28 protein-coding genes are annotated in these 26,323 nt (G+C 70.8%); 18 read left to right on the top strand and 10 right to left on the bottom strand.

Going from position 1 to position 26,323, the window contains the following annotated elements; genetic code table 11:
• Positions 1–57: 57 nt before the first annotated feature.
• The 6 genes from NMN56_RS00450 to NMN56_RS00425 all read left to right on the top strand — a co-directional run bounded on the left by NMN56_RS00450 (position 58) and on the right by NMN56_RS00425 (position 3,237).
• Entirely contained in the window at positions 58–1,359 is a 1,302-nt protein-coding gene (locus tag NMN56_RS00450; protein WP_274039875.1) for a glucarate dehydratase family protein, read from the top strand.
• Positions 1,360–1,534: 175 nt separating this feature from the next.
• Positions 1,535–2,233 (top strand): SDR family oxidoreductase, encoded by a 699-nt coding sequence (locus NMN56_RS00445; protein ID WP_274039876.1) that lies wholly within the window; start codon positions 1,535–1,537, stop codon positions 2,231–2,233.
• Positions 2,234–2,243: 10 nt separating this feature from the next.
• On the top strand, positions 2,244–2,567 hold the full coding sequence (locus NMN56_RS00440) for a Scr1 family TA system antitoxin-like transcriptional regulator (protein ID WP_347178553.1): 324 nt from the start codon (positions 2,244–2,246) through the stop codon (positions 2,565–2,567).
• Positions 2,564–2,776: a DUF397 domain-containing protein gene (locus NMN56_RS00435; RefSeq protein WP_274039878.1), complete on the top strand. Its 213-nt coding sequence runs from the start codon at positions 2,564–2,566 to the stop codon at positions 2,774–2,776. Before NMN56_RS00440 ends, NMN56_RS00435 begins: the two co-directional genes overlap by 4 nt.
• Positions 2,777–3,004: a DUF397 domain-containing protein gene (locus NMN56_RS00430; protein ID WP_274039879.1), complete on the top strand. Its 228-nt coding sequence runs from the start codon at positions 2,777–2,779 to the stop codon at positions 3,002–3,004.
• A complete protein-coding gene (locus NMN56_RS00425; RefSeq protein ID WP_274039880.1) occupies positions 3,004–3,237 on the top strand; it encodes a DUF397 domain-containing protein in 234 nt (77 codons plus the stop codon). The genes NMN56_RS00430 and NMN56_RS00425 overlap by 1 nt, the downstream gene beginning before the upstream one ends.
• A gap of 43 nt (positions 3,238–3,280) precedes the next feature.
• On the opposite strand, the gene NMN56_RS00420 is transcribed toward NMN56_RS00425, so the two are convergent.
• A complete protein-coding gene (locus tag NMN56_RS00420; RefSeq protein WP_274039881.1) occupies positions 3,281–4,615 on the bottom strand; it encodes a family 4 glycosyl hydrolase in 1,335 nt (444 codons plus the stop codon).
• Positions 4,616–4,714: 99 nt separating this feature from the next.
• Here NMN56_RS00420 and NMN56_RS00415 point away from each other — a divergent pair, with 99 nt between their 5' ends.
• From NMN56_RS00415 to NMN56_RS00400, 4 genes are all read left to right on the top strand, one after another.
• The gene (locus tag NMN56_RS00415; RefSeq protein WP_430542434.1) at positions 4,715–5,890 is read left to right on the top strand and encodes a carbohydrate kinase family protein; all 1,176 of its coding nucleotides are present in this window, start codon (positions 4,715–4,717) and stop codon (positions 5,888–5,890) included.
• A gap of 235 nt (positions 5,891–6,125) precedes the next feature.
• Complete coding sequence (locus NMN56_RS00410) at positions 6,126–8,297, top strand: PhoH family protein (RefSeq protein ID WP_430542433.1); 2,172 nt, start codon at positions 6,126–6,128, stop codon at positions 8,295–8,297.
• Positions 8,298–8,309: 12 nt separating this feature from the next.
• Complete coding sequence (gene ybeY / locus NMN56_RS00405) at positions 8,310–8,810, top strand: rRNA maturation RNase YbeY (protein WP_274039882.1); 501 nt, start codon at positions 8,310–8,312, stop codon at positions 8,808–8,810.
• Positions 8,807–10,144, top strand: coding sequence for a hemolysin family protein (locus NMN56_RS00400; protein WP_274039883.1), 1,338 nt, complete (start codon positions 8,807–8,809; stop codon positions 10,142–10,144). The genes ybeY and NMN56_RS00400 overlap by 4 nt, the downstream gene beginning before the upstream one ends.
• 127 nt (positions 10,145–10,271) lie before the next feature.
• On the opposite strand, the gene NMN56_RS00395 is transcribed toward NMN56_RS00400, so the two are convergent.
• Complete coding sequence (locus NMN56_RS00395; protein WP_430542432.1) at positions 10,272–11,114, bottom strand: methyltransferase domain-containing protein; 843 nt, start codon at positions 11,112–11,114, stop codon at positions 10,272–10,274.
• A gap of 55 nt (positions 11,115–11,169) precedes the next feature.
• On the opposite strand from NMN56_RS00395, the gene NMN56_RS00390 reads away from it, so the two are divergent.
• The 5 genes from NMN56_RS00390 to NMN56_RS00370 all read left to right on the top strand — a co-directional run bounded on the left by NMN56_RS00390 (position 11,170) and on the right by NMN56_RS00370 (position 15,345).
• Positions 11,170–11,532, top strand: a complete 363-nt coding sequence (locus tag NMN56_RS00390; protein WP_274039885.1) for an MmcQ/YjbR family DNA-binding protein — start codon at positions 11,170–11,172, stop codon at positions 11,530–11,532.
• A gap of 145 nt (positions 11,533–11,677) precedes the next feature.
• Positions 11,678–12,490 carry a hypothetical protein gene (locus NMN56_RS00385; RefSeq protein WP_274039886.1) on the top strand — a complete coding sequence of 271 codons (813 nt, stop codon included), beginning with the start codon at positions 11,678–11,680 and terminating at the stop codon, positions 12,488–12,490.
• A gap of 144 nt (positions 12,491–12,634) precedes the next feature.
• Positions 12,635–13,009 carry a cytidine deaminase gene (locus NMN56_RS00380; RefSeq protein WP_274039887.1) on the top strand — a complete coding sequence of 125 codons (375 nt, stop codon included), beginning with the start codon at positions 12,635–12,637 and terminating at the stop codon, positions 13,007–13,009.
• Between the two features lie 164 nt (positions 13,010–13,173).
• The gene (gene era / locus NMN56_RS00375; protein ID WP_274039888.1) at positions 13,174–14,142 is read left to right on the top strand and encodes a GTPase Era; all 969 of its coding nucleotides are present in this window, start codon (positions 13,174–13,176) and stop codon (positions 14,140–14,142) included.
• Between the two features lie 186 nt (positions 14,143–14,328).
• On the top strand, positions 14,329–15,345 hold the full coding sequence (locus NMN56_RS00370; protein ID WP_274039889.1) for a pyridoxal-phosphate dependent enzyme: 1,017 nt from the start codon (positions 14,329–14,331) through the stop codon (positions 15,343–15,345).
• A gap of 40 nt (positions 15,346–15,385) precedes the next feature.
• Here the strand turns inward: NMN56_RS00370 and NMN56_RS00365 are convergent, their stop codons facing one another.
• From NMN56_RS00365 to hrcA, 7 genes are all read right to left on the bottom strand, one after another.
• Positions 15,386–16,399 carry an adenosine deaminase gene (locus NMN56_RS00365; protein ID WP_274039890.1) on the bottom strand — a complete coding sequence of 338 codons (1,014 nt, stop codon included), beginning with the start codon at positions 16,397–16,399 and terminating at the stop codon, positions 15,386–15,388.
• Between the two features lie 145 nt (positions 16,400–16,544).
• The gene (locus NMN56_RS00360) at positions 16,545–17,468 is read right to left on the bottom strand and encodes a ribonuclease Z (protein WP_274039891.1); all 924 of its coding nucleotides are present in this window, start codon (positions 17,466–17,468) and stop codon (positions 16,545–16,547) included.
• A 6-nt stretch (positions 17,469–17,474) separates the two neighbouring features.
• On the bottom strand, positions 17,475–17,999 hold the full coding sequence (locus NMN56_RS00355; RefSeq protein WP_274039892.1) for an HIT domain-containing protein: 525 nt from the start codon (positions 17,997–17,999) through the stop codon (positions 17,475–17,477).
• A gap of 394 nt (positions 18,000–18,393) precedes the next feature.
• Complete coding sequence (locus NMN56_RS00350) at positions 18,394–19,131, bottom strand: 16S rRNA (uracil(1498)-N(3))-methyltransferase (RefSeq protein ID WP_274039893.1); 738 nt, start codon at positions 19,129–19,131, stop codon at positions 18,394–18,396.
• A complete protein-coding gene (locus tag NMN56_RS00345; RefSeq protein WP_274039894.1) occupies positions 19,128–20,228 on the bottom strand; it encodes a nitronate monooxygenase in 1,101 nt (366 codons plus the stop codon). The genes NMN56_RS00350 and NMN56_RS00345 overlap by 4 nt, the downstream gene beginning before the upstream one ends.
• Before the next feature lie 156 nt (positions 20,229–20,384).
• Positions 20,385–21,515 carry a molecular chaperone DnaJ gene (gene dnaJ, locus NMN56_RS00340; protein WP_274039895.1) on the bottom strand — a complete coding sequence of 377 codons (1,131 nt, stop codon included), beginning with the start codon at positions 21,513–21,515 and terminating at the stop codon, positions 20,385–20,387.
• Positions 21,516–22,526: a heat-inducible transcriptional repressor HrcA gene (gene hrcA, locus NMN56_RS00335; RefSeq protein WP_274039896.1), complete on the bottom strand. Its 1,011-nt coding sequence runs from the start codon at positions 22,524–22,526 to the stop codon at positions 21,516–21,518. It abuts the gene before it with no gap.
• A gap of 197 nt (positions 22,527–22,723) precedes the next feature.
• Between hrcA and NMN56_RS00330 the strand changes: the two genes are divergently transcribed.
• Together NMN56_RS00330 and NMN56_RS00325 are read left to right on the top strand one after the other, a co-directional pair.
• A complete protein-coding gene (locus NMN56_RS00330) occupies positions 22,724–23,476 on the top strand; it encodes an MBL fold metallo-hydrolase (RefSeq protein WP_274039897.1) in 753 nt (250 codons plus the stop codon).
• Between the two features lie 79 nt (positions 23,477–23,555).
• Positions 23,556–24,389 carry a DUF3097 domain-containing protein gene (locus NMN56_RS00325; protein ID WP_274039898.1) on the top strand — a complete coding sequence of 278 codons (834 nt, stop codon included), beginning with the start codon at positions 23,556–23,558 and terminating at the stop codon, positions 24,387–24,389.
• Here the strand turns inward: NMN56_RS00325 and NMN56_RS00320 are convergent.
• A complete protein-coding gene (locus tag NMN56_RS00320; RefSeq protein WP_274040006.1) occupies positions 24,370–24,966 on the bottom strand; it encodes a Uma2 family endonuclease in 597 nt (198 codons plus the stop codon). The genes NMN56_RS00325 and NMN56_RS00320 overlap by 20 nt on opposite strands.
• A 106-nt stretch (positions 24,967–25,072) precedes the next feature.
• Here NMN56_RS00320 and hemW point away from each other — a divergent pair, with 106 nt between their 5' ends.
• Positions 25,073–26,317 (top strand): radical SAM family heme chaperone HemW, encoded by a 1,245-nt coding sequence (gene hemW / locus NMN56_RS00315; RefSeq protein ID WP_274040007.1) that lies wholly within the window; start codon positions 25,073–25,075, stop codon positions 26,315–26,317.
• Positions 26,318–26,323: the final 6 nt, after the last annotated feature.

Genomic DNA, 26,323 nt, shown 5'->3' with positions numbered 1-26,323 from the left:
CCTAACCTCCGTGCGTATACATGGACAAGCGCGGGACCGGCAGGCGGGAGCCGCAGCATGAGCACGTCCGCGAAGGATCTGACCGTCACCGACGTACGCCTCACCCCCGTACTCATCGCCGATCCGCCGCTGCTGAACACCCAGGGCGTGCACCAGCCCTACACACCACGGCTCATCGTCGAGATCGAGACGGCGGGCGGCCACACGGGCGTCGGCGAGACCTACGGCGACGGCAAGTACCTGGCCGTCGCGCGCGTACTGGCCGAGGCGCTGCCGGGCAGCCGGGTCAGCGACCTGAACAGCCTGGCCGAGCGGGCCCGTTCCGTCGCCATCGACGAGGCCCATGTGGAGACCGGTGTCGACGTGGGCGGGCTGCGCGGCACCCAGAGCGCCGACAAGCTGCGGCTCTCCGTCCTGTCCGGCTTCGAGGTCGCCTGCCTCGACGCGTTCGGCAAAGCCGTGGGGCTGCCCGTGCACGCGCTGCTCGGCGGGCGCGTGCGCGACCGCGTCGAATACAGCGCCTACCTCTTCTACCGCTGGGCGTCCCACCCCGGCGGTACCGGCGAGCCCGACGACTGGGGCGAGGCCACCGGCCCCGCCGGCATCGTCACGCAGGCCCGCCGCTTCGCCGACGAGTACGGCTTCGGCTCCTTCAAGCTCAAGGGCGGCGTCTTCCCGCCCGACGAGGAGATCGCCGCCGTACGCGCCCTCGCCGCCGCCTTCCCCGGCCGACCGGTGCGCCTCGACCCCAACGGCGCCTGGTCGGCGGAGACCTCACTGCGCGTCGCGGAGGAGCTGCGCGACGTGCTCCAGTACCTGGAGGACCCCACCAGCGGAACGCCCGCCATGGCCGAGGTCGCGAAGGAAGCGGGGATACCACTGGCCACGAACATGTGCGTGACCACCGTGGACGAGATACCCGAAGCGTTCGCGCGCGGCGCCGTGCAAGTGGTGCTCAGCGACCACCACTACTGGGGCGGCCTGCGCGCCACCCGCGAACTCGCCGCGCTCTGCCACGTGTTCGGCGTCGGACTGTCCATGCACTCCAACACCCACCTGGGCATCAGCCTCGCCGCCATGACCCACGTGGCCGCGACCGTCCCCCACCTCGACTACGCCTGCGACACCCATTACCCCTGGCAGACCGAGGACGTGCTCACCTCCCGCATCCCCTTCCATGAGGGACACGTCCGCGTCTCCGACGCGCCGGGCCTCGGCATCACCCTGGACCCCACGCGCCTGGCCGCACTCCACGAACGGTGGCGCTCGGCCGACCCCTGGCTACGGGACCGCGACGACGCGGCGGCCATGCGCGTCGCTGACCCGCAATGGGTCACCCCGACGGTGCCCCGCTGGTGAGCCCTATGGGAGAGCCAGGCCGCTGAACGGCGCCCGTGGCGGAGCCCCGGGTACAGTTCAGGCGCTCCGGGTAACCGGCGGCGGCCGGAGAGGGGCGATGAACGCGCCACCTCGTGTTCACCGGCGTCCGCCGCCCTGGTGAACCCGGATGACCACGCAACCGAGGAGACCGTCCATGGAACCCGTCACGCTGATCACCGGTGGCTCGACCGGCATCGGCGCCGCCACCGCCCGCGCCCTGCTCAAGCAGGGCCACCGCGTGGCCGTCACCGGACGCGACGCCGACAAGCTGTCCGCCTTCGCCGCTTCGGCCGGAGCGGACGAACGGCTGCTGACGCTCACCGGCGACACCAGCGACGAACACGACGTCGCCGCCGCCACGCGCGGCGTGGTGGACACCTGGGGCCGGCTCGACAACGTCATCGCCAACGCCGGCTTCTCACTGCCGGGCAACCTGGAGAGCCACGCCCCCGAGGACATGCGCGCCATGGTCCTCACCAACGTCCTGGGCCCCGCCCTACTGGTACGCGAGACCCTGCCCCACCTCAGGGAGTCCAAGGGCCGGATCGTGATCATCGGTTCGGTCGCCGGGGTCCGCAACACACCCGGCAACCTGTACTCGGTCACCAAGTGGGCCGCGCACGCGCTCGCCGAAAACACCCGGCTACTGGTCGGCAAGGACGGGATCGGCGTCACCGTCGTCGCCCCCGGAGTGGTGGACACCCCCTTCTGGACCGAACGCGGCGGCACCCCCGAGGCGGCACCGGCAATGACCCCCGACCAGATCGCGGACACCATCGCCTTCGCCGTCAACCAGCCCCCGGGCGTAGACATCAACCACATCACCATGCGCCCCACGGGCCAACTCGGCTGACGCCGGGCCGTTGACTCCCTTACGGGAACGCGCCACCCAGCTCCCTTACCGGCTCGCGCGCCCAGTTCCTTACGGGGTCGCAGAATTGCCACATGTTCTTCTCCAGGTGATTCGTTTCTCGTCCGAAGCCCGCCCCGGGACACTTGAAGGCCCCTTCGTCATTCTGCGGTTCCCTGACCAGCAGGACCCGGACATGGTCTATGTAGAGGCCAACAGCGACCAGTATCCGGATGATGTGCAACGCTATGAGGTGGTGTTCGACAACCTCAGAGCTGCCGCTGCCAGCGCCCCCGAGACGCTGACGCTGATCCGGAACATGGTGAATGACCCATGAAGACCAGCAATTGCACGGACAGAGGTCTCACTCGTGTCACATGGCGCAAGTCCAGCTACAGCCAGGGGAACGGTGCATGCGTGGAGGTCGCTGACAACAGGGCCTTCATCCCTGTACGCGACTCCAAGGACGTGTCCCTGCGCCCTCTGATCTTCTCGTTCGGCTCCTGGTCTACGTTCATCGACGCCGTCAAGAAGGGGCGGGTCTGAATGAGCAAGTTGACCGCCCCCTACACCGTGGACCTCCATGGTGCCGACTGGCGGAAGAGTTCCTACACGGCGAACAACAGCAACTGCGTCGAGGTCGCCCGCGTTCCCGGCGCAGATGTGACCGCCGTCCGCGATTCCAAGAACACCCACATTCCGGCAGCACGCGTCTCGTGCGGCGCCTGGGACGCTTTCGTTGCGGCCGTGGCGAACGGCTCCTTCGAGAGCTGATGTCCGAGGCGCACGAGAAGGCCGACCTGTACGCGCTCGATTTGAGCGAGGCCACGTGGAAGAGCGCCCCCGGGAGCGACCCCGGCGACCGGATCGAGATCGCGGAACTCCCCGGAGGGGCAGTGGCGTTGCGCAATCCCGCCGATCCCGACGGGACGGTGCTGCGCTACACCGCCGGTGAGTGGGAGGCGTTCGTCCTGGGCGCCAGGGACGGCGAGTTCGACGGGGAGTGAGCCGCACGCGTCGCCTGACCCCGGACCCCGGGGCGGCAGGGCCTCAGTACCCCGCCCGCTCCAGAATCCGTTCGGCCACGGCCGGTGAGTCGACCAGCGGGTGCAGGGCGAGGGCGCGCAGCGCCGCGCGGTGTGAGCCGGTCGTCGCGGCTTCAACGGCGGCCAGTTCGACCGCCTTGAGCTGGAGCATCAGCCCCAACTCGGCCTCGCCCAGCGGCGCGACCGGCAGCGGGTGTGCACCGGCGGCGTCCACCTCGCAGACCGTTTCGATGATCGCGCCGGGTGAAAGGGACGGCAGCGTACCGGCGTTGGGGACGTTGAGGACCAGCCGGGTGCGCTCGCCGCGCGAGATGGCGCGCATGAGGGCGAGCGCGACCTGGTCGTAGCCGCCGCCGTCCAGGTCGCAGCTCTCGCGCTGCCAGCCGCCCGTGGCCTCGCGGCTCTCGGCCATGTAGGTCTCCTCGCGTTCCGCCCTGGTGCGCTCCCACAGGTCGTACGCCGAGGCGGCGTCCTGTGTGGCGCGGGCCGCCCGGTCGAAGAATCCGCCCTGCTGCTGGTCGAGGAACTCGCCCCGCGTCTCGGGCGCCGTACGGACGGCGGCGAGGGTCTCGCGCCGGAAGTAGTAGTAGTGCAGGTACTCGTTGGGCAGCTCGCCCAGCGCGCGCAGCCACTCGGCGCCGAACAGCTTGCCCTCCTCGAACGAGGTGAGCGCTTCCGTGTCGGCCAGCAGACCCGGCAGCAGGTCGGGCCCGCCGGGCTCCCTGAACGACCGCAGCCAGCCGAGGTGGTTGAGGCCCGTGTAGTCGTACTCGACGGCGTCCGGGTCGGCGCCCACGGCGCGCGCCGCCCTGCGCACCAGCCCCACGGGTGAGTCGCAGATGCCGATGACCCGCTCTCCCAGCACCCGGGACATCGCCTCGGTGACCATGCCGGCGGGGTTGGTGAAGTTGATGACCCAGGCGTCCGGCGCCAGCTCCCGTACCCGTTCGGCGATCCGCACCGCGACGGGCACCGTACGCAGCGCGTACAGCACTCCCCCGGCGCCGACCGTCTCCTGCCCGAGAACACCTTCGGACAGCGGGATCCGCTCGTCCTTCACGCGCCCCTCCGTACCGCCGACGCGGATCGCGGAGAAGACGAAGTCCGTGCCGCGCAGCGCGTCGTCCAGGTCGTCAGCGATACGGACGGTGGGCGCTCCCCGCACGTCACGCGCCTGTTCGGCCAGCACCCGCGCGATGACCGCCAGCCGTTCACGGTCGGTGTCGTGCAGCACGAGTTCCGTACAGCGCCCCGGGGTGCCGAGCCGGGCCTCGGCGAGCAGCGCACGGTGGACCAGGGGGACGCGGAAACCGCCCCCGCCGAGAATCGTCAGCCTCATGTGGCGGAACGTACCTCACACGGCCGCACGGCCCGATATGGGCACCGACTATGGTCGGCAGCACCGCTGCTGCGGCACACACCCGACGGAGAAGGCACGGTGAGTTCGGTGAGCACGCGGAGGAGCGCAGGCCCAGGACATGTACCCGCACCCGGCCAGTCGCCGGCCGCGCGGGACGTCCGCGCTGGACGCAACTTCGATCCGCTGGCCCAGGTTCGTACGCCCGGGGCCAACGGCTGCGACGTGTACCTGACCGGGACGGTCTTCCTCGACATCATCTTCACCGGGCTGGACTCGGCGCCCGTACGCGGCACCGAGTCCTGGGCGCGGGGCATGGGGTCGAGCCCCGGCGGGATCGCCAACATGGCCACGGCGCTGGCCCGCCTCGGCCTGCGCACCTCGCTCGCCGCCGCCTTCGGCGACGACATGTACGGCGACTACTGCCGCGAGTCGCTGGAACACGGCGAGGGCATCGACCTGTCCCACTCGCACACCGTCCCCGGCTGGCACTCGCCCGTGACCGTCTCGATGGCGTACGAGGGCGAGCGCACGATGATCTCGCACGGCCACGAGGCCCCGCCCAAGAGCGCGGCCACCGCCTACGACCCGGACGCGCCCGAGTGCCCTCCGCCCGCCGACGCCTGCGTCTCCTCGCTCGTTCCCGGCCGCCCCCAGGAGTGGGTCGCCACGGCCGCGCGGCGCGGCAGCCGCATCTTCGCCGATGTCGGCTGGGACGAGACCGAACGCTGGGACCTGGCGTCCCTCGCCGAACTGCCGGACTGCGAGGCGTTCCTGCCGAACGCGGTCGAGGCGATGCGCTACACCCGTACGGACTGCCCGCGCGCCGCGGCGCACGCACTGTCCGCGTATGTGCCGCTCGCCGTGGTGACCATGGGCTCCGAGGGCGCGTACGCGGTCGACAGCGGCACGGGCGAGACGGCGGCCGTGCCCGCGATCGCCGTGGACGCGCTGGACACGACGGGCGCCGGCGACGTCTTCGTAGCCGGCTTCGTCACCGGCAGTCTTGCCGGGTGGCCCCTGGCCGACCGCCTCGCCTTCGCCGGCCTCACCGCCGCGCTCTCGGTCCAGGAGTTCGGCGGCTCGCTCTCGGCCCCGGGCTGGCCGGAGATCGCCGCCTGGTGGCGCCACGCGGGTGCCCCGGCGGGCACGGGCAAGCGCTATACGTTCCTCGACGATCTGCTGGCGTCCTGCACCCAGTCCACGCCACCCCGGCGTGCGGTCCCCACCCTCGGCTTCCGGCCCCCGGCGGGCTAGGGCCGACGCGCCCCGCGCGTCCTCCCCACGCATGCCGCCCGCACCCGGCGATCCCGCCGGACCCTCACCATCGTCGTTACCCAGCGTCGCGGCGGGAAGGAGTGCCCGTCCCGGCGGGAAGGGGCGGGGGCCGGGGTGGAAAAAGATCGGGGCGGGGGGCGGGGGGCGTCGTACCCTGGGGAGTCCAGAGGTAAGCGGTGCAGAGAGGGAGATGAGCTGGCCCCAGAGGCCGCCCATGACGCAGACAACTCATTCCAAGGCCGGATCCGGGCAGGAAACCGCCCGCTTCACCGTGCCGGCGAAACATCCCATGGTGACCGTGCTGGGCTCTGGCGACTCCCTGCTGCGCGTGATCGAAGAAGCGTTCCCGGGGACGGACATCCATGTCCGGGGCAACGAGATCAGCGCGACCGGCGATGCCGACGAGGTCGCTCTCGTCCAGCGTCTTTTCGACGAGATGATGCTGGTGCTGCGCACCGGCCAGCCGATGACGGAGGACGCCGTGGAGCGGTCGATCTCGATGCTGCGCGCCCAGGAGAACGGCACGGGCGCCGACGACGAGACGCCCGCCGAGGTGCTGACACAGAACATCCTGTCCAACCGTGGCCGCACGATCCGCCCCAAGACGCTCAACCAGAAGCGCTATGTGGACGCGATCGACAAGCACACGGTCGTGTTCGGCATCGGTCCCGCCGGCACAGGCAAGACGTATCTCGCGATGGCCAAGGCCGTGCAGGCGCTGCAGGCCAAGCAGGTCACGCGGATCATCCTGACCCGGCCGGCCGTCGAGGCGGGCGAGCGGCTCGGGTTCCTGCCGGGAACGCTCTACGAGAAGATCGACCCGTACCTGCGCCCGCTCTACGACGCGCTGCACGACATGCTCGACCCCGACTCGATCCCACGCCTGATGGCGGCGGGCACCATCGAGGTCGCGCCGCTGGCATATATGCGCGGGCGTGCCCAGCCCACGTTCACCAAGGTGCTCACCCCGGAAGGCTTCCGACCGATCGGAGATCTCGACGTCGGAGACCTGGTCATCGGCTCCAACGGCGAGCCGACGCCGGTCCTCGGGGTCTATCCGCAAGGCGAAAAGGACATCTACCGCGTCACGGCCCAGGACGGCTCATGGACCCTGGCCTGCGGCGAGCACCTGTGGACGGTTCGCACGGCCTCGGACAAGCGACGCGACAAGCCGTGGCGGGTCCTGGAAACACGGGAGATGATCGGCAACCTGCGCGCCGCACACGCGCGCCGGTACGAGCTGCCCATGCTCACCGCACCGGTCTGCTTCCCCGAGCGGGAGGTCCCGATGGACCCGTACGCTCTGGGACTGCTGCTCGGTGACGGCTGTCTGACGGGCTCCACCACTCCGTCGTTCGCCACGGCCGACCCGGAGCTGGTCACGACTCTGGGAGAAACGCTGGCCGGGTTCACAGTGCGTCATAAGGGCGGGGTGAACTACGTCCTGAACCGGGTACGGCGTGCCGGCGATTCGATGCGGACCGAGAACCCCGTCACTGGAGCGCTCCGTTCGCTGGACCTGCTCGGTTCCCGGTCCCACACGAAGTTCGTGCCGGACGAGTACCTCCACAACTCAGCCGAGGTGCGACTGGCCCTGCTCCAAGGGCTGCTGGACTCGGACGGCGGCCCTGTCACTCAGGCAGAGCGCACATGCCGCATCCAGTACACGACCACGTCCATCCTGCTCCGGGACGACGTCGTCTCGCTGGTCCGGTCGCTTGGCGGAACAGCCTCCGCACGCCGTCGCGCTGCCGAAGGCCGCAAGCCTGGCAGAGCCCGGGGGCGCGACGTGTCGTACCGCCGTGACGCCCACATCATCGACATCCGCCTCCCCGAGGACATCGAACCGTTCCGGCTCGCTCGTAAGCGCGACGCGTACCACGCGGCCGGGGGCGGCGGACGTCCGATGCGGTTCATCGATTCCATCGAGCCCGCAGGACGCGAGGAGTGCGTGTGCATCCAGGTGGCCGCAGAGGACTCGCTCTATGTGACCTCTGACTATCTACTCACGCACAACACCCTGAACGACGCGTTCATCATCCTGGACGAGGCGCAGAACACGAGCCCCGAGCAGATGAAGATGTTCCTGACCAGGCTCGGCTTCGAATCGAAGATCGTGATCACGGGCGATGTCACCCAGATCGACCTCCCCGGCGGCACCAAGAGCGGGCTGCGCCAGGTCCAGGACATCCTGGGCGGCGTGGACGATGTGCACTTCTCGCATCTCACCAGCACAGATGTGGTCCGGCACAAGCTCGTGGGCCGTATCGTCGACGCGTACGAGCGCTATGACAACAGCAAGGCCGGCGAAGCAGCAGGCCAGTCGTCCGGCCCCGGGCAGAGCCCCGGCCAGAACCATGGCCGGGGAAACGGCAAGAGGAAGTAACCCACCCGCACCATGTCGATCGACGTCAACAATGAATCCGGCCGCGAGGTCGACGAGCAGGCCATCCTCGACATCGCCAGATACGGGCTGACGAGGATGCGTATCCATCCGCTCTCCGAGCTGTCGGTGATCGTCGTCGACAGCGAGACGATCGAGCGGCTGCACGTCCAGTGGATGGACCTTCCGGGGCCGACCGACGTGATGTCCTTCCCGATGGACGAGCTGCGCCCGCCCTCCCGGGACGAGGAGGAGCCCCCGCAGGGGCTCCTCGGGGACATCGTGCTGTGCCCCGAGGTCGCCGAGAAGCAGGGCGCCGATGCACCGACGCAGCACTCCATGGACGAGGAGCTGCAACTGCTCACCGTCCATGGGCTGCTGCACCTGCTGGGCTACGACCATGAGGAGCCTGGGGAGAAGGCCGAGATGTTCGGGCTCCAGTCCGCGATCGTCGACGGCTGGCGCGCGGAGCGCGGGCTGACCGGGCCCTCTCCGGCCCCGACGACGACCTCGTGAACACCCAGCTGGTCGCCGCCGCCGTACTCCTGGTCGTCGTCGCCTGGCTGGCCGCCTGCGCCGAGGCGGGGCTCGCCCGTACGACGAGCTACCGCGCGGAGGAGGCGGTACGCCAGGGGCGGCGCGGCAGCGCCAAGCTGGCTGCCGTGGCCGCCGATCCCACGCGCTATCTGAACCTGGCGCTGCTGCTGCGTGTGGCCTGCGAGGTCGCGGCCGGCGCGCTGGTGACGTACGCGTGCCTGCGGATGGTCAAGCCCAACTGGGAGGCGCTGGTCATCGCCATAGGGGTGATGGTCTTCGTCAGTTACGTCGCCATCGGCGTCTCGCCGCGCACCATCGGCCGCCAGCACCCGCTGAACACGGCGACGGCCGCCGCCTACGTCCTCGTTCCGCTGGCCCGCATCCTGGGGCCCGTACCGCAGCTCCTCATCCTGCTGGGCAACGCGCTCACCCCGGGCAAGGGCTTCCGCAAGGGCCCGTTCGCGAGCGAGGCCGAGCTGCGCGCGATGGTGGACCTCGCGGAGCGTGAATCGCTGATCGAGGCGGACGAGCGGAAGATGGTGCACTCCGTCTTCCAGCTCGGCGACAGGCTGGTGCGCGAGGTGATGGTCCCGCGTACGGACCTGATCACCATCGAGCGCTTCAAGACGATCCGGCAGGCGCTGACCCTGGCCCTGCGCTCGGGCTTCTCCCGTATCCCCGTGGTCGGCGAGAACGAGGACGACGTCGTGGGGATGGTGTATCTCAAGGACCTCTCGCGCAAGGTGCACATCAACCGTGAGACGGAGTCCGAGCTGGTCTCCACGGCGATGCGGCCCGCGACCTTCGTTCCGGACACCAAGAACGCGGGTGACCTGCTGCGGGAGATGCAGCAGGACCGTATCCATGTCGCCGTCGTGATCGACGAGTACGGCGGCACCGCCGGGATCGTCACGATCGAGGACATCCTGGAGGAGATCGTCGGGGAGATCACCGACGAGTACGACCGGGAGCTGCCGCCCGTCGAGGACCTCGGCGACGGGAGCCACCGCGTCACCGCGCGGCTGGACATCGGTGACCTGGGCGAGCTGTACGGGCTGACGGGGCTGGACGACGAGGACGTGGAGACGGTCGGCGGGCTGCTCGCCAAGTCCCTCGGGCGGGTGCCCATCGCGGGTGCGGCGACCGTCGTCGACGTCACCGAGGACCGTTCCGACCCGACCCTCACAGGGCTCCGGCTCACCGCCGAGTCCCCGGCCGGCCGCCGCAACAAGATCGTCACCGTACTGGTCGAGCCCGTACGCGAACCGGTGGTCACGGACGGCGAGAGCAGCACGGCGACCCGCGAGAGCTAGGGCCTGTCCGGCGGAACCTGCCGGGAGGGGGTGCCTCTTGCTGTGCGTCGCGGGCCGCCCGTATTCCCCCAAGCTCTTCGAGCAGGGAGGCACCCCCATGGCTTGTCGCGCAGTTCCTCGCGCCCCTTCAGGGCGCAGCCCCGCGGCGGCCCCAGCAGGTGATCAGGGGTGCCGTGGTGACGTCCAGGGTGCCTTCCGCCAGGCATGCCAGGTGTGCGTCGATCTCCGCGTCCGTCACCGGCCCGGCGTCGACCAGTTGTCCGCGTACCTGCCGCACCGTCGCCGCCTCCAGCTCCCGGCCGGCGGGCGAGGTGAACGGGAAGTAGCCCTCGGCCTGTACGTCCTGGAGCCCCGCGCCGCGCAGCAGTCCTGGCAGCGAACGGCCGAACTCCAGGTCAGCGCCGCGCTGCGCGAGCAGTGCGCGGAATCCCCTGCGGATCCGTTCGGCACGCTCCCCCGCAGCGCCGGTGTCGGCCGGGCACGCGAGGGGTTGCAGCCCGGGGTCCGCGTCCTCCACGATCAGCCAGCCGCCGGGCCGCAGCGCCGAGGCGAGCCGCGCGAGCACCGCGGCCCGGTCCGGCAGGTGCACCAGCACGAGCCGGGCGTGGACCAGATCGAGGCCGGTCGCGGGCGGCTCGTCCCGCGTCACGTCGTGCCGCAGCACCTCGATCGGGCCCGCGTCGGTGGCGGTATCGGTGACGGCGCCTGCACCAGGGCCGGTCAGCCACGAGGTGTCGATGTCCGTCGCCCAGACCCGCCCCGTCGGCCCGACGCTCCGCGCGAGCCCGGCCGGCACGGAAGGTCCACCCGCACCGACCTCCCAGCAGCGCCGGCCCTCGCCGAGCCCCACCCGGTCGAGGTGCGCGAACGTCCACGGGTCGAACAGTTCGGCGAACGTATCGAAGCGCTGGCCCGCCTCACGCCGGCGGTTGTCGAGCAGGTAGCCGTCCTGTGATCCCATACGGCTCATCGTCGCACCGCGCCCGCCCGGCAGGTGCCCGGGACGGCCGCTCTACGCTGGGCGTATGACGCCGGAGGAGCTCAGAGCGCGCTGTATCGAACTCAACGGGGCCTGGGAGGACTTCCCCTTCCCGGGGAATCCCGAGCTGTCGACGTTCAAGGTGAACGCCAAGATCTTCGCGTTCAGCTCGCTGGACTCCCGGCCGCTGACGGTGAGCCTGAAGTGCGAACCGGAGATCGCGCTGCGGCTGCGGGAGGCGCATGCGGCGGTCGCGCCTGGCTGGCACCTCAACAAGCGGCACTGGAACACCGTCACGCTCGACGGCAGCCTGGACGAGCGGACGGTGCGCGAGATGATCGAGGACTCCTACGACCTGGTGGTGGCCGGACTCCCCCGCGCGGAACGGCTGTTGCTCGACCGCCCGTGAGCGGCGCGGCGCACCGGTGCGGGGCGCCCGTCATCCGTTCGGGGCCCGTGGGGTCGCGGACTCGTACAGAGGCTGGTGGCTTGGGAGGGATACGGGGTACGCGTGCCGTGTTCCTCCGTACCCCCGTTCCGGAAAGGCAGCCACCATGCTCCATGTCCGCCGTACCTCCGCCGCCCTGCTGGCCGCCTTCGCGCTGTTCGCCGCCGGGTGCGGCGACGACGGGAAAGGGGGCGGATACGGCGGCTCCGACGACGACTCGCCCTCGCCGTCGAAGTCCGCCTCGAAGCCGGCCTCCAAGACCCCCGCGCAGGGCAACGGGCGGGCGCTGGCCGAGAAGCAGGCCACCATGGCGCTGCTCGCGGAGGGGAACCTGCCCTCGGGCTGGTCGCAGGCCGACCTGGACGACACCACGGCCGCCGGGGACTCCCCGGACGACCTGAGCACCCACGACAGGAACTGCAAGCAGCTCCTCGACGCGTTCGGCGGCGACATCGACGGCCAGGAGGCGAAGACGGACGCCTCCCGCTCCTACCAGAAGAGCAGCAAGGGGCCCTACGCCTCGAACCGGATCGCCTCGTACGACGGCTCCGGGACGAAGCAGGCATTCAGCATGTTCAAGAAGATGAGCGACAGCTGCACCAAGTTCACCACGCACAACAACAAGGTCACCGTTGACTTCTCCACCTCGAAGCTCAAGCTGCCCTCGGCCGGCGACGAGAGCGCGGGCGTACGAGCGAGCGGCAAGGCCAAGGGCGGGCCGGCCGACGGCTCCACCCTCACCCTGGACCTGGCGCTGGCCCGGGTGGGGCAGAGCACGACCGGAGTGGTCACGCTCAACGTCGACGGCAAGGACCCCAAGCTCGCCGGTGACCTGCTGAAGAAGTCGGCTGACCGCCTCCAGCAGGCCACAGATGGCGCGACCCCCACCCCCAAGGCCCCGGCGGCGCGGGACGATTGAGGACGGACGAGGGAACGGGTGAGGACGGGCGGGACGACCGGGAGCGGCGCCTGTCATCGCGTACGGGCGCTGCGGCGGCCGACCGTGACGGGGACGGGTACGCCGACGGACCGGTGGGCTGAACGCCGTGTACGCCGACCACATATGCTCGCGCCCATGAGTGACCAGAGCACCGCCGAGCAGGCGCTGGACCCGGAAGACCGCAAGATCCTCACCCTGGCGCGCAGCGCGCGGGCCCGTAACGCGGTGCCGGAGGGCGCGGCGGTACGCGACGAGACGGGGCGTACCTACGTCGCCGGGTCGGTCGCGCTGCCCTCGCTCCAGCTCTCCGCGCTGCGTACGGCCGTGGCGATGGCCGTCGCCTCGGGTGCGGCCTCGCTGGAGGCGGCTGCCGTGGTCTCCGAGGCGGACGAGGTGACGGCCGAGGACCTGGCCGCTGTGCGCGACCTGGGCGGCCCCGCGACCTCCGTACTGCTCGCGGGCCCCGACGGCACGCACCGCTCGACGACACACACGTAGAGCGCCGCGGAGAGCGCATGCGCAGGGAACACCGAAGGCCACAGCGAGCGTAGGTAGCCCGCATGGCGCGCACGCAGTGCCACTGGCCGCACACTCCCTGGTCCCGGGAGGCTCCGGGAGGGCGCCGGACCGGCGCCCTCCCCGCATCGGGGAGAATGGTGGTCATGAACGCATCCTCCGAGGCCGCCGGCGCCATCGCAGACGCACAGCCCGGGACCCCGCACCGTTCCGGCTTCGCCTGCTTCGTCGGCCGCCCCAACGCGGGCAAGTCGACGCTCACCAACGCGCTGGTCGGCACGAAGGTCGCGATCACCTCCAACCGGCCCCAGACCACCCGGCACACGGTGCGCGGCATCGTGCACAGGCCCGAGGCGCAGCTCGTCCTCGTGGACACCCCCGGGCTGCACAAGCCCCGTACGCTCCTGGGCGAGCGGCTCAACGACGTCGTGCGCACCACATGGTCCGAGGTCGACGTCATCGGCTTCTGCATCCCGGCCGACCAGAAGCTCGGCCCGGGAGACCGCTTCATCGCGGGCGAACTGGCCGGGCTGAAGAAGAAGACGCCCAAGTTCGCCGTCATCACCAAGTCCGACCTCGTGGAGAGCGACACCCTCGCGGCGCAGCTCATCGCCGTCGACCAGCTCGGCAAGGAGCTGGGTATCGAGTGGGCGGAGATCATCCCCGTCTCCGCGACGGAGGGCTCCCAGGTGGGGCTGCTGGCCGATCTGCTCGTGCCGCATCTGCCCGAGGGCCCGCCGCTGTACCCGGACGGCGACCTCACCGACGAGCCCGAGCAGGTCATGGTCGCCGAACTGATCCGTGAGGCCGCGCTGGAGGGCGTACGGGACGAGCTGCCGCACTCGATCGCCGTCGTGGTGGAGGAGATGGTCCCGCGCGAGGACCGCCCGGCCGACCGCCCGCTCCTGGACGTGCACGCCAACCTTTTCATCGAACGCCCCAGCCAGAAGGGCATCGTCATCGGCCCCAAGGGCAAGCGGCTCAAGGACGTCGGCACGACGTCGCGCAAGCACATCGAGGCGCTGCTCGGCACCCCGGTCTTTCTCGACCTGCATGTGAAGGTCGCCAAGGACTGGCAGCGCGACCCCAAGCAGCTACGCCGCCTCGGCTTCTGACTCCTACTGGTAAGGCGCGCGCGGGACGCGGTACTGCACGCGCAGGACGCGGCACCACAGGCGCCTCGTCCGCGTCGTGCGGGTGAGGAACGGTCCCGTTTCCGCCGGATCACGATCACGGGGCGGGCCGGCCGGTGCGCTCGGTGCCCCGGCGCGAGCCCGGTAGCCGTGGGGTACGTTCGCCGGATGAGCAACGACCGCGCCAGCAGCACCCGTTCATCCGAACCGACGGAAGCCAGGCTCACACTCGACGACGTACGCGCCGCAGCCGCGCGCATCAAGGGCGTCGCGCACCACACCCCCGTGGTGCGCTCGCGGACGCTGGACGAGGCTGTGGGCGCCGAGGTCTTCCTCAAGTGCGAGAACCTCCAGCGGATGGGCGCCTTCAAGTTCCGCGGTGCCTACAACTCACTGGTCCAGCTCTCCCGCGAGCAGCTCGACAGGGGCGTCGTCGCGTACTCGTCGGGCAACCACGCGCAGGCCGTCGCGCTCGCGGCGCGCGAACTGGGCAGCCGCGCGGTGATCGTGATGCCCGAGGACGCTCCGGCCGCCAAGCGGGCGGCGACGGAAGGGTACGGAGCCGAGGTCGTCGCCTACGACCGCTACACCGAGGACCGCGTCGAGATCGGCGAGAAGATCGCACGGGAGCGCGGTCTCGCGCTCATCCCGCCCTACGACTACCTGCCCACCATGGCGGGCCAGGGCACGGCGGCGCTGGAGCTGCTGGAGGAGGTGGGCGACCTCGGCGCGATGGTCGTACCCGTGGGCGGCGGCGGGCTGATGGCGGGTTGCGCCACCGCGGCAACCGCGCTGCGGCCCGGCATCCGGATGATCGGCGTCGAGCCGGAGGCGGGCGACGACACGGCACGCTCGCTGGCCGCAGGACACCGGGTCACCATCCCGGTGCCCCACAGCCTCGCGGACGGGCAGGGCGCCGTGACACCGGGTGAGCTGACCTTCGCCGTCAACCGGCGGCTCATGGACAGCGTGGTGCTGGTGAGCGACGACGAGCTGCGCGCGGCGATGCGGTTCGCCTTCGAGCGGCTGAAGATGCTGGTCGAGCCGAGCGGCGCCACCGGTCTGGCAGCGCTGCTCACGGGCCGCGTCGAGAATCTGCCCGACCGCGTGGGCGTCATCATCTCCGGCGGCAACATCGGCCTGGAGCGCTTCCTTGAGGTCATGGGGAGCCCCGCCGCGCAGTGACCGCCGGGACGCCCGGCCCCTCGCACGAGGGCCCGCCGGCTCACACGAAGGTGTGCGCGTCCACCTCGGCGAGGTAGCGCGCCCTGCGCTCCTCCTCGTCGTCGAGGAAGGCCGCGAGGAAGGAGTTGCGTGCCAGCGTCCGCAACTCCTCCTCGCCGAGCCGGAGCGCGTCCCGTACGGCAGTGAAGTTGTCGTCCGCGTAGCCGCCGAAGTAGGCCGGGTCGTCGGAGTTGACGGTGGCCATCAGGCCGCGGCGCAGCATGTCGGGCAGCGGGTGCTTCTCCAGCGTGTCCACGGCGCGCAGGCGGACGTTGGAGAGCGGGCAGAGGGTCAGCGGCATCCGGTCGCGTACGAGTCTGTCCACGAGTTCCGGGTCCTCCACGCAGCGCAGCCCGTGGTCGACCCGCTCGACGCCGAGCACGTCCAGGGCCTCCCACACATACGAGGGCGGCCCCTCCTCGCCCGCGTGTGCGACCTTGCGCAGGCCCAGCTCGTGCGCCTTCTCGTACACCTCGCGGAACTTCGACGGCGGGTGCCCCACCTCTGCCGAGTCCAGGCCGACGGCGGTGACACGGTGCAGATACGGGCGTGCCGCCTCCAGCGTGGCGAGCGCCGACTCGGCCGACTCGTCACGCAGGAAGCACAGGATCAGCCGGGTGGAGATGCCGTGCCGTTCCTCGGCCTCGTCCAGCGCCCGCGCCAGCCCCTCGATCACCGTGCCGACCGGGACACCGCGCGCGGTGTGCGCCTGCGGATCGAAGAAGATCTCCGCATGCCGTACGCCCTGCGCGGCGGCGCGCGCGAGGTAGGCGTCGGCCAGCTCGGCGAAGTCGTCCTCGGTACGCAGGACCGCCATCAGCGCGTAGTAGAGGTCCAGGAAGGACTGGAGGTCCTCGAAGTCGTACGCACGGCGCAGTGCGTCCTCGTCGGCGTAGGGAAGCGTGATGCCGTTGCGCTCGGCGAGGGCGAAGGCCAGAGCCGGTTCGAGGGTGCCTTCGATGTGCAGGTGGAGTTCGGCCTTGGGGAGGGGCCGCGCGGGGCTGGAGTGGGACATCAGGGAATCGTACGCCCCCCGCGCGCGTGCCCTGTTTCGGCCTACCGGCCCTCCTCCGGCCCCCCTCTGGTCCTCTGACCTGCGCCGTTGCGTGGGCCGCCGTGCGGCCGTCCGCTCGTGCCAGGCCGTGCGCCCGTGCGGGCCCTCAGTCCGCGCGCTTGGGTACGGGGACGCGGGTCAGGTCCTCGGCCACCGTCAGCTCGCCCTCGAAACCGGCGGCCCGTGCCTCGGTACCGAAGACGGAGGCGTCGGTGTAACGCTGCGAGAAGTGGGTGAGCACCAGGTGCCGCACCCCGGACTCGGCTGCCACCCGGCCCGCCTGGAACGCGGTCAGGTGTCCCGAGTAGTCGGCCAGCTCCGCGTCCTCGTGCAGGAACGTCGACTCGATCACCAGCATGTCGCAGCCCTCGGCCAGCGCGTAGACCCCGTCGCACAGCCGGGTGTCCATGACGAAGGCGAACCGCTGCCCCCTGCGCGGCTCGCTGACCTCCTCAAGGCGTACGCCCCGCAGTTCGCCTGCCCGCTGGATACGGCCCACGTCAGGCCCCGAGATCCCGTGCGCCGCCAGCCGCTCCGGCAGCATGCGGCGCGCGTCCGGCTCGACCAGGCGGTACCCGAACGTGTCGATACGGTGCGACAGTTCGCGTGCCTCCAGCGTGAACGGCAGCCCTCGCCCCTGGCCGGCCTCGGCCAGGACGCCGGGGCCTTCGACCGGGTGCTCGTTGAGCGTCGCCGTCCGGTGGTACGGGGTGGCATGGCGCAGCCGGTCGAAGTAACGCTGCCCGCTCGCCGGGTAGTAGGCGGTCACCGGGTGCGGCACCCGGTCCAGGTTCAGATGCTGGATCACGCCCGGCAGGCCCAGGCAGTGGTCGCCGTGGAAGTGCGTCAGGCAGATCCGCGTCAGGTCGTGCGCCGCGACGGAGGTACGCAGCATCTGGCGCTGCGTACCCTCGCCGGGGTCGAAGAGGATGCCCTCGCCGTCCCACAGCAGGACGTAGCCGTTGTGGTTGCGGTGCCGGGTCGGTACCTGGCTCGCGGTACCCAGCACCACCAACTCGCGTGCTGACAACGTCCGTTACCCGGGGGGCCATTCGAGTCCACGGCCGCCGAGGACGTGGGCGTGCGCGTGGAAGACGGTCTGGCCTGCGCCCGAGCCTGTGTTGAACACCACGCGGTAGCCCGTGCCGGGGCCGCCGCCGTGTGTGCCCTTGGCGCTGTGTGCGCCCTGGCCGCTGTGTGCGCCCTGGCCGCTGTGTGCGCCCTGGTCGCCGTGTGCGCCCTGGCCGCCGTGTGTCGTCGGGTCGCCGTGTGTGCCCTTGTCGCCGTGTGTCGTCGGGTCGTTCTGGCTTACCGCGAGCTTCTCCTGTACGGCGACCTCGCGCGCCTCGCACATCACGTCGGCCAGCACCTCGGGGGACGCGGCTGCCAGTGAGGCGGCGTCCGCGTGGTGCGCCTTCGGGATCACCAGTACGTGGGTGGGCGCCTGCGGGTTGATGTCGCGGAACGCGACCGTCGTCTCCGTTTCCCTGACCACGGTCGCCGGGACCTCACCGGCCACGATCTTGCAGAACAGGCAGTCCGCCTGGGGTTCTCCAGCCATGTGCGGATGCTATCGCCCCTCCCGGGGAGGCTGGCGACGTACCGGTGTGGTCGCCGGGTCTCGGTGTGTGCGGCCCGGCGCCCCGGACGTGTGTGTCCGTTCAATCTGTATATGGGGCTTCGCCCCTTTCCCCGTTGGCCTCGCCGGCCGGGCGTCTGGGGGCTCCGCCCCCCGACGGCCCCCCGCCAAAAGGGGCTCCTCCCCCAGACTTCGTCCGGGGGGACCCCCACCCTCTGGACTCCCCCGGCCGTATCGGGACCAGCCCTGGAGTTGAAGGGGGCCCCGCAAGGGGCGCGGGGAACTGCGCGACAAGCCACGGAGTAGTGGTAGCCAGCGATGTGGGGGGGCACTTGGGGGGCGGTGACCGTCAGGTGAGGGGCAACTAGGGCTCCGCTCAGGACCATCGGCCCGAACGGGCTAGGAGAAGGGCCACGGCGGCCGTACCGGCGGTGGACGTACGCAACACGCTCGGGCCTAGCCGAAAGGCGCCCGCTCCTGCTGTGGTGAACAGGTCCAGTTCTTCGGGGGAGATGCCGCCTTCGGGGCCCACCACGAGGATCAGGTCGCCGGAGTCTGGGAGGGGGGTTGTGGCCAGGGGTTCGCTTCCCTCTTCGTGGAGGATGGCGGCGAAGGAGGCGTCCTTGAGGAGGGCGGCCACCTGTTTCGTGGAGGCGAGGTCGTGGACCTCGGGGACGCGGAGGCGGCGGGCCTGTTTGGCGGCTTCCCTGGCGGTGGAGCGCCACTTGGTGAGGGATTTGAGGCCCCGCTCGCCTTTCCAGCGGGTGATGCCGCGTGCGGCGTCCCAGGGGACGATCGCGTCCACGCCGGTCTCGGTCATGGTTTCCACGGCCAGCTCTCCCCTGTCTCCCTTGGGGAGCGCCTGGACCACGGTGATCCTCGGGGTGGGCTCGGGCTCGGTGCGTACGGCGGTTACGGCGATCTTCAAGTGGTCCTTGCCCTCGGCGGCAACGACCGTGCCATAGGCGCCGGTTCCTGAACCGTCGGTGAGGACGACCTCCTCGCCGGGGTGCAGCCGCCGTACCGAGACGGCGTGCCGGCCCTCGGGGCCTTCCAGTACAACCGTGCCCTCGCGCAGCAGGGCGCTGTCGGCGAGGAAGACGGGTGCTGTCACGGGTGCTGCCCTTCCGTCATGCCGCCGCGCGGGGCCATGCCCTCGCGGGCTACGGAGAGTTCGGCCGCCAGTACCTCGACGAGTTGCGCGGCGGGCAGTTCGCGCGCCAAGCGGTGTCCCTGGCCCGCCCACAGCGCCATGCCCTGGGGGTCGCCCGCCTTGGCCGCCGCCTTGCGCAGCCCAGCGGTGAGGTAGTGCACCTGGGGGTAGGCGGAGGGCGCGTAGGGGCCGTGTTCACGCATGAACCGGTTCACGAGGCCGCGTGCGGGGCGGCCCGAGAAGGCGCGGGTCAGCTCGGTGCGGGTGAACAGCGGGTTGGTCATGGCCTGTTTGTGGACCGGGTTGGCGCCGGATTCGGTGGTCACGAGGAACGCGGTGCCCAACTGCGCCGCTGTCGCGCCTGCCGCGAGTACGGCGGCGATCTGACCGCCGCGCATCAGCCCGCCGGCCGCGACGATCGGCAGCTGTACGGCCTCCTTCACCTGCGTCACGAGCGACAGCAGGCCCAGCCCCGTCGCCTCGGAGGGCGGGTCGTCGCGGTGCGTCCCCTGGTGGCCGCCCGCCTCGACGCCCTGCACACATACGGCGTGGGCACCCGCCCACTGCGCGGTCTGCGCCTCGGCGACGGAGGTGGCCGTGACCATGGTGTAGGTGCCGAGCTTGGCGAAGCGTTCCAGCACGCGGCGCGAGGGGCAGCCGAAGTGGAAGGTGACGACGGGAACGGGGTCGTCGAAGAGGATCGCCAGCTTCGCCTCGTACGCGTCGTCCGTGCCGCCGTCGGTGTCACCCAGCGCCGTCTCGTACCACGTGGCCTCGCCGGCGAGTTGCTCGCGGTAGACCTCGACTGCTGCGGGGTCGGCGGTGGGCGGCTGCGGCATGAAGAGGTTCACACCGAAGGCACGCCCCGTGAGCCGGCGCAGCTGTCTTATCTCCTCGTACATCGCCTCGGGCGTTTTGTACCCGGCGGCGAGGAAACCCAGACCGCCCGCCTCGCTGACCGCGGCGGCCAGCTCGGGACGGGAGACGCCACCTGCCATCGGCGCCTGGACGACAGGGTGCTCGGTCAGCTCGGAGAGCGTAGGCAGCGAGGTGGACATGCGCTCATCCTGTCACGGCCCGCATCTTCCCCACACTCCCCGTCACCAGCCATGAAGCGGCGCACGATCGGTCGGAGAAGAGGCTCTCACCTGCCGTTTTCGGCCTCGCCCGGGGGGATACTCCCCCCGGGCCCCGAGCCGGACAAGGGACAACCTTTACCGACCGTTGAAAGCGTCCTTCAGCCGCGAGAAAAGACCCTGCTGCCCCGGCTGAAAGGTGCCCGTGGGCCTCTCTTCACCCCGGAGCTTCGCCAACCGCCGCAGCAGCTCTTCCTGTTCCGGTTCCAGTTTCGTCGGAGTGGTCACTTCGACATGGACGATGAGCTGGCCCCGGCCGCCGCCGCGCAGGTGGGTGATGCCGCGTTCATGGAGGGGCACCGACTGACCCGACTGTGTGCCGGGGCGGATGTCGATCTCCTCCATGCCGTCCAGCGTCTCCAGGGGCACCTTCGTGCCGAGGGAGGCGGCCGTCATGGGGATGGTGACCGTGCAGTGCAGGTCGTCACCGCGGCGCTGGAAGGTGGGGTGCGGGTTCTCATGGATCTCGACGTACAGGTCGCCGGCCGGGCCGCCACCGGGGCCGACCTCGCCCTCTCCGGCGAGCTGGATGCGGGTGCCGTTGTCGACGCCCGCGGGAATCTTGACGGTGAGGCTGCGCCGCGACCGCACGCGCCCGTCGCCCGCGCACTCGGGGCAGGGGGTGGGTACGACGGTGCCGAAGCCCTGGCACTGGGGGCAGGGGCGCGAGGTCATGACCTGACCCAGGAAGGAGCGCGTGACCTGGGAGACCTCGCCCCGGCCGCGGCACATGTCGCAGGTCTGGGCCGAGGTGCCGGGTGCCGCGCCCTCGCCGCTGCACGTACCGCAGACGACGGCGGTGTCCACCTGGATGTCCTTGGTGGTGCCGAAGGCGGCCTCGTCCAGCTCGATGTCCAGCCGGATCATGGCGTCCTGGCCCCGGCGGGTACGCGAGCGCGGTCCGCGCTGCGATGCCGTGCCGAAGAAGGCGTCCATGATGTCGCTGAAGTTGCCGAATCCCGCGCCGAATCCGCCCGCGCCGCCCCCGGCCCCGGAGGCCGGGTCCCCGCCGAGGTCGTAGACCTGCTTCTTCTGCGGGTCGGAGAGCACCTCGTAAGCGGTGTTGATCTCCTTGAACCGCTCCTGGGTCTTCGGGTCAGGATTGACGTCAGGGTGCAGCTCGCGCGCGAGCCTGCGGAAGGCTTTCTTGATCTCGTCCTGCGAGGCGTCGCGCTGCACGCCGAGGACCGCGTAGTAATCCGTCGCCACTTACGACTCCGCGAGGATCTGTCCGACGTACCGTGCCACTGCGCGTACAGCTCCCATCGTTCCGGGGTAGTCCATGCGGGTCGGTCCGACCACGCCGAGTTTGGCGACCGCTTCGTCGCCCGAACCGTAGCCGACCGAGACGACCGATGTGGAACTCAGTCCCTCATGGTGGTTCTCATGCCCGATTCGTACCGTCATACCCGAGTCCTCCCCGAGCAGCTTGAGCAGCACCACCTGCTCCTCCAGCGCCTCCAGTACGGGGCGGATGGTGAGCGGGAAGTCGTGCCCGAAGCGGGTGAGGTTGGAGGTGCCGCCGATCATCAGCCGCTCCTCCGTCTCCTCGACCAACGTCTCCAGCAGCGTGGCCAGTACGGCCGAGATGGTGCCGCGGTCGTCGGCGTCGAAGGCCTCGGGCAGGTCCTGCACCAGGGAGGGGACCTCGGTGAAGCGCTGGCCGACGACCCGGCTGTTGAGCCGGGCGCGCAGGTCGGCCAGTACGGTGTCCCCGATCGGCGCCGGGCAGTCGATCATGCGCTGTTCGACCCGGCCGGTGTCGGTGATCAGTACGAGCATCAGCCGCGCCGGCGCGAGCGCCAGCAGCTCCACGTGCCGCACCGTCGAGCGGGTCAGCGACGGGTACTGCACCACGGCGACCTGCCGGGTGAGCTGCGCGAGCAGCCGTACCGTGCGCCCGACGACGTCGTCGAGGTCGACGGCGCCGTCCAGGAAGTTCGTGATCGCCCGCCGCTCCGGCGAGGAGAGGGGCTTGACCCCGGCGAGCTTGTCGACGAAGAGGCGGTACCCCTTGTCGGTCGGGATGCGGCCCGCGCTGGTGTGGGGCTGTGCGATGAACCCCTCGTCCTCCAGCGCCGCCATGTCGTTACGGATCGTGGCGGGGGAAACCTTCAGATTGTGCCGCTCCGTGAGGGCCTTGGACCCGACGGGCTCCTCCGTGCCGACGTAGTCCTGCACGATGGCGCGGAGAACCTCAAGTCTGCGCTCGCTGAGCATGGCGCACACCTCCCGTTCCGGCCGCTCTTCTGGAGTCCCGTCCCTGGCACTCTCTGCGCGTGAGTGCCAGCATCCCTGTGCCAGTGTACGGCCGGTCACCACGGCCAGGGCAAGGGCCGCCTGATCGAGCTGGCACGACCGTACCGCGCACGGCGGCGAGGCGGGCATGCCCGGCGCCGTGCCGTTAGCGTCGTCGTATGGAGCCGCTTGGGGAAGACCCACGACAGAACACGCCAGGTGACCTGCGGCACTGGGAGCGGATAGCGCCAGGTGTGGCACGCCGCCGGCTGCCCCTGTGGGACGCGACGGCGGGCGCGGTCGCGGGGGACGACGGTGTCCTGATGATCGACACCGGCTCCTCTCTCCGCGAGGGCGCCGCGCTGCGCGGCGAGGCCCGTGCGCTGTTCGGGCCTCCTGTGACGAGGATCGCGCTGACGCACCCGCACTTCGACCACGTCTTCGGCGCTGCGGCGTTCTCCGGGGCCCAGGTGTACGGCGCCGTGGGCATCGACGAACTGCTCGCCCGCTGCGCCGACTCGCTCCACGCCGACGCCGTGCGGCACGGCCTGCCCGCTTACGAGGCCGGTGAGGCGGCCGATGTGCTCGTACGCCCCCACCACCTCGTCTCGGGCGAACTCACCGTGCCGCTGGGCGGACGCGAGGTCGTCCTCGCCAACGTGGGCCCAGGACACACGGGTCACGACCTCGTGGTGCTCGTGCCGGGTACGCCCGATGTCGTCTTCTGCGGCGACCTCGTGGAGGAGTCCGGCACCCCGCAGGCGGGCCCCGACGCCCAGCGCGCCCGCTGGCCCGCCGCCCTCGACCGCGTCCTCGCGCTGGGCGGCGAGCGCGCTGTGTACGTTCCCGGGCACGGCGCGCTCGTGGACGCGGCGTACGTACGGGCCCAACGCGACGAGCTGGCGCAGAGGTTCACCGAAGGGGGCGTGTGACAGGCGCGACTCCGTAGCAGAATGGGGCGACCCCGGCCCCGAGCCGGACATGTCCCGCCGCCCGACACGGAAAGACGCCATGCGCAGCCGCTACGACAGCCCTGATCTGACCCCGCCGTGGAAGCGGTCGGCACCCGTTCCCGAGGTGCCCGCCGACCGGGATCTTGTGGTGGAGGAGGTCACGACCGGGTTCTGCGGGGCCGTCATCCGCTGCGAGAAGACGGCCGAGGGGCCGACGGTCACCCTGGAGGACCGCTTCGGCAAGCACCGCGTCTTCCCCATGACACCGCGCGGCTTCCTGCTGGAAGGCCGCACCGTCACCCTCGTACGCCCCGGCACGGCGCCGTCGGCCCCGCAGGGGCGGCGGCTCACCGCCTCGGGATCCCTCGCCGTACCCGATGCCCGCGCGCGGGTCGCACGCGCGGGACGGATCTACGTCGAGGGGCGGCACGACGCCGAGCTGGTCGAGAAGGTGTGGGGCGACGACCTGCGGATCGAGGGCGTCGTCGTCGAATACCTGGAGGGCGTGGACGACCTTCCCGCCATCGTCGACGCCTTCTCCCCCGGGCCGGACGCGCGCCTCGGCGTGCTCGTGGACCACCTCGTGCCCGGCTCCAAGGAGTCCCGGATCGCGGCCCAGGTCACCGGGGACGACGTGCTGGTCGTCGGCCACCCGTACATCGACATCTGGGAGGCCGTGAAGCCGGCCGCCGTCGGCATCCCCGCCTGGCCCTCCGTGCCGCGCGGCCAGGACTGGAAGACCGGCGTCTGCACCGGCCTCGGCTGGGCCCCGAACACCGGCGCAGCCTGGCAGCGCATCCTCGGCTCCGTACGCTCCTACAAGGACCTGGAGCCCGCGCTCCTGGGCCGCGTGGAAGAGCTGATCGACTTCGTCACGGCTCCGGCTGGTTGACCGGGTAGGTCTGGAACTGCGCGGTGTCCAGTTTCATCCCCAGCAGGTCGAGCGGCACCGTCTCGCCGAACCGTGTCCTGCGCTCGACCCGGTAGTCGGCCTGCTCGCCCTTGCCGGACGGCTCGGTGAGCAGGACGCACTCCCCCTTGAACGGGTCGATGATCAAGTACCCGGAGACACCGCCCGCAGCGTAGAGCATGCGTTTGGTCACATAGTCACGGTGCACGCTCGTCTTGGAGACGACCTCAACGGCGAGCTTGATCGTCTCTGACGGCAGCAAGCGCCCGGAGACCGGCGCGTCCTCAAGCGACATCACGACGAGGTCCGGCACAGGCTCGCTGTTCTCGGCAAGGATCGCGACATCCTGAGTCTGGACCCGCTCCCACCTGTCCGCGGGGATTTGATCCATCGCCCGCGTCACAATCCTGTTGTGGACCAGGTCAGGCCCCGCCATCATCACGATTTCCCCCTGCAGCAACTCGACCCTGAACCCCTCCGGTGCTTCGAACCCCTCAAAGGCGTCTATCGCGCGGGAGTCGGTCATCGGAACATCCATCCGTTCTGCTACGACGGTCATTGCCAGCCCCCTCGCGGTCACTGCGATCAAGTACGCACTCAGCGTAGCCGCCCGGTGTGACAGTGCGCATGCGGACAGGGAGCCCACAGGTGGTGCAATGGAGAGCATGCCCTCCGCACTCCCCGACGGCGAAGCCGTGCCCCAGGACGGCGCGCTGCCGCCCGCCGCGCTCGCCGACCGGTCCGCCCACCCGCTCGGCTTCTATCTGCACGTCCCGTACTGCGCCACCCGGTGCGGCTACTGCGACTTCAACACGTACACGGCAACCGAGCTGCGCAGCGGCGGCAAGGACGGAGTGCTGGCCTCCCAGGAGAACTACGCGGGCACCCTGGCCGACGAAGTCCGCATGGCTCGGCGCGTCATGGGTGACGATCAGCGGAAGGTCGAGACCGTCTTCGTCGGCGGCGGGACACCGACCCTGCTCCCGGCCAAGGACCTGGCGCACATGCTGGCCGTGATCCGCGAGGAGTTCGGCCTGGCGGCCGACGCCGAGATCACGACGGAGGCGAACCCCGAATCCGTCGGCCCGGAGTACCTCGCCTCACTGCGCGAGGCGGGCTTCAACCGCATCTCGTTCGGCATGCAGAGCGCACGCCCGCACGTGTTGAAGGTGCTGGACCGCACGCACACGCCGGGCCGCCCGGAAGCCTGCGTCGCGGAGGCGCGCGCCGCGGGCTTCTCACATGTGAACCTCGACCTGATCTACGGCACCCCCGGCGAGTCCGACGACGACTGGCGGGCCTCGCTGGAGGCGGCGCTGGGCGCGGGCCCCGACCATGTGTCGGCGTACGCGCTGATCGTGGAGGAGGGCACGCGGCTGGCGCACCGTATCCGCCGCGGCGAGGTGCCGATGACGGACGACGACGCGCACGCCGACCGGTACCTGATCGCGGAGGAGCTGCTGTCGGCGGCGGGTATGGACTGGTACGAGGTGTCCAACTGGGCGGTCGCCGGCGACCCGGCGGCCCGCTGCCGCCACAACGAGCTGTACTGGACGGGCGCCGACTGGTGGGGCGCGGGCCCGGGCGCGCACAGCCACGTGGGCGGGGTGCGGTGGTGGAACGTGAAACACCCCGCCGCCTACGCGCAGGCACTCGCCGAGGGCCGCTCCCCCGGAGCGGGACGCGAACTGCTCTCCGCCGAGGACCGCCGCGTCGAACGCATCCTCCTGGAGCTGCGCCTCGCACAGGGCTGCCCCCTCGCCCTCCTCGCGCCTGACGGTGCGAAGGCGGCCCAACAGGCCCGTGACGACGGCCTGCTGGAGCGGGCTCCGTATGACGAGGGCCGCGCGGTGCTCACCCTGCGGGGGCGCCTGCTGGCCGACGCGGTGGTACGCGACCTGGTCGACTGAACGCAC

The organism is Streptomyces iconiensis (assembly GCF_028657195.3).
Taxonomy (GTDB): domain Bacteria; phylum Actinomycetota; class Actinomycetes; order Streptomycetales; family Streptomycetaceae; genus Streptomyces; species Streptomyces iconiensis.
This window is presented reverse-complemented; position numbering and strand designations above follow the sequence as displayed.

What these genes read in the sequence shown, in the direction of transcription:
- NMN56_RS00450 (WP_274039875.1), top strand. Translation starts at nt 58, where the DNA reads ATGAGCACGTCCGCGAAGGATCTGACCGTCACCGACGTACGCCTCACC.
- NMN56_RS00445 (WP_274039876.1), top strand. Translation starts at nt 1,535, where the DNA reads ATGGAACCCGTCACGCTGATCACCGGTGGCTCGACCGGCATCGGCGCC.
- NMN56_RS00435 (WP_274039878.1), top strand. Translation starts at nt 2,564, where the DNA reads ATGAAGACCAGCAATTGCACGGACAGAGGTCTCACTCGTGTCACATGG.
- NMN56_RS00430 (WP_274039879.1), top strand. Translation starts at nt 2,777, where the DNA reads ATGAGCAAGTTGACCGCCCCCTACACCGTGGACCTCCATGGTGCCGAC.
- NMN56_RS00425 (WP_274039880.1), top strand. Translation starts at nt 3,004, where the DNA reads ATGTCCGAGGCGCACGAGAAGGCCGACCTGTACGCGCTCGATTTGAGC.
- NMN56_RS00420 (WP_274039881.1), bottom strand. Translation starts at nt 4,615, where the DNA reads ATGAGGCTGACGATTCTCGGCGGGGGCGGTTTCCGCGTCCCCCTGGTC.
- NMN56_RS00410 (WP_430542433.1), top strand. Translation starts at nt 6,126, where the DNA reads ATGACGCAGACAACTCATTCCAAGGCCGGATCCGGGCAGGAAACCGCC.
- ybeY (WP_274039882.1), top strand. Translation starts at nt 8,310, where the DNA reads ATGTCGATCGACGTCAACAATGAATCCGGCCGCGAGGTCGACGAGCAG.
- NMN56_RS00395 (WP_430542432.1), bottom strand. Translation starts at nt 11,114, where the DNA reads ATGAGCCGTATGGGATCACAGGACGGCTACCTGCTCGACAACCGCCGG.
- NMN56_RS00390 (WP_274039885.1), top strand. Translation starts at nt 11,170, where the DNA reads ATGACGCCGGAGGAGCTCAGAGCGCGCTGTATCGAACTCAACGGGGCC.
- NMN56_RS00385 (WP_274039886.1), top strand. Translation starts at nt 11,678, where the DNA reads ATGCTCCATGTCCGCCGTACCTCCGCCGCCCTGCTGGCCGCCTTCGCG.
- NMN56_RS00380 (WP_274039887.1), top strand. Translation starts at nt 12,635, where the DNA reads ATGCTCGCGCCCATGAGTGACCAGAGCACCGCCGAGCAGGCGCTGGAC.
- era (WP_274039888.1), top strand. Translation starts at nt 13,174, where the DNA reads ATGAACGCATCCTCCGAGGCCGCCGGCGCCATCGCAGACGCACAGCCC.
- NMN56_RS00370 (WP_274039889.1), top strand. Translation starts at nt 14,329, where the DNA reads ATGAGCAACGACCGCGCCAGCAGCACCCGTTCATCCGAACCGACGGAA.
- NMN56_RS00365 (WP_274039890.1), bottom strand. Translation starts at nt 16,399, where the DNA reads ATGTCCCACTCCAGCCCCGCGCGGCCCCTCCCCAAGGCCGAACTCCAC.
- NMN56_RS00355 (WP_274039892.1), bottom strand. Translation starts at nt 17,999, where the DNA reads ATGGCTGGAGAACCCCAGGCGGACTGCCTGTTCTGCAAGATCGTGGCC.
- NMN56_RS00345 (WP_274039894.1), bottom strand. Translation starts at nt 20,228, where the DNA reads ATGTCCACCTCGCTGCCTACGCTCTCCGAGCTGACCGAGCACCCTGTC.
- hrcA (WP_274039896.1), bottom strand. Translation starts at nt 22,526, where the DNA reads ATGCTCAGCGAGCGCAGACTTGAGGTTCTCCGCGCCATCGTGCAGGAC.
- NMN56_RS00330 (WP_274039897.1), top strand. Translation starts at nt 22,724, where the DNA reads ATGGAGCCGCTTGGGGAAGACCCACGACAGAACACGCCAGGTGACCTG.
- NMN56_RS00325 (WP_274039898.1), top strand. Translation starts at nt 23,556, where the DNA reads ATGCGCAGCCGCTACGACAGCCCTGATCTGACCCCGCCGTGGAAGCGG.
- NMN56_RS00320 (WP_274040006.1), bottom strand. Translation starts at nt 24,966, where the DNA reads ATGACCGTCGTAGCAGAACGGATGGATGTTCCGATGACCGACTCCCGC.
- hemW (WP_274040007.1), top strand. Translation starts at nt 25,073, where the DNA reads ATGCCCTCCGCACTCCCCGACGGCGAAGCCGTGCCCCAGGACGGCGCG.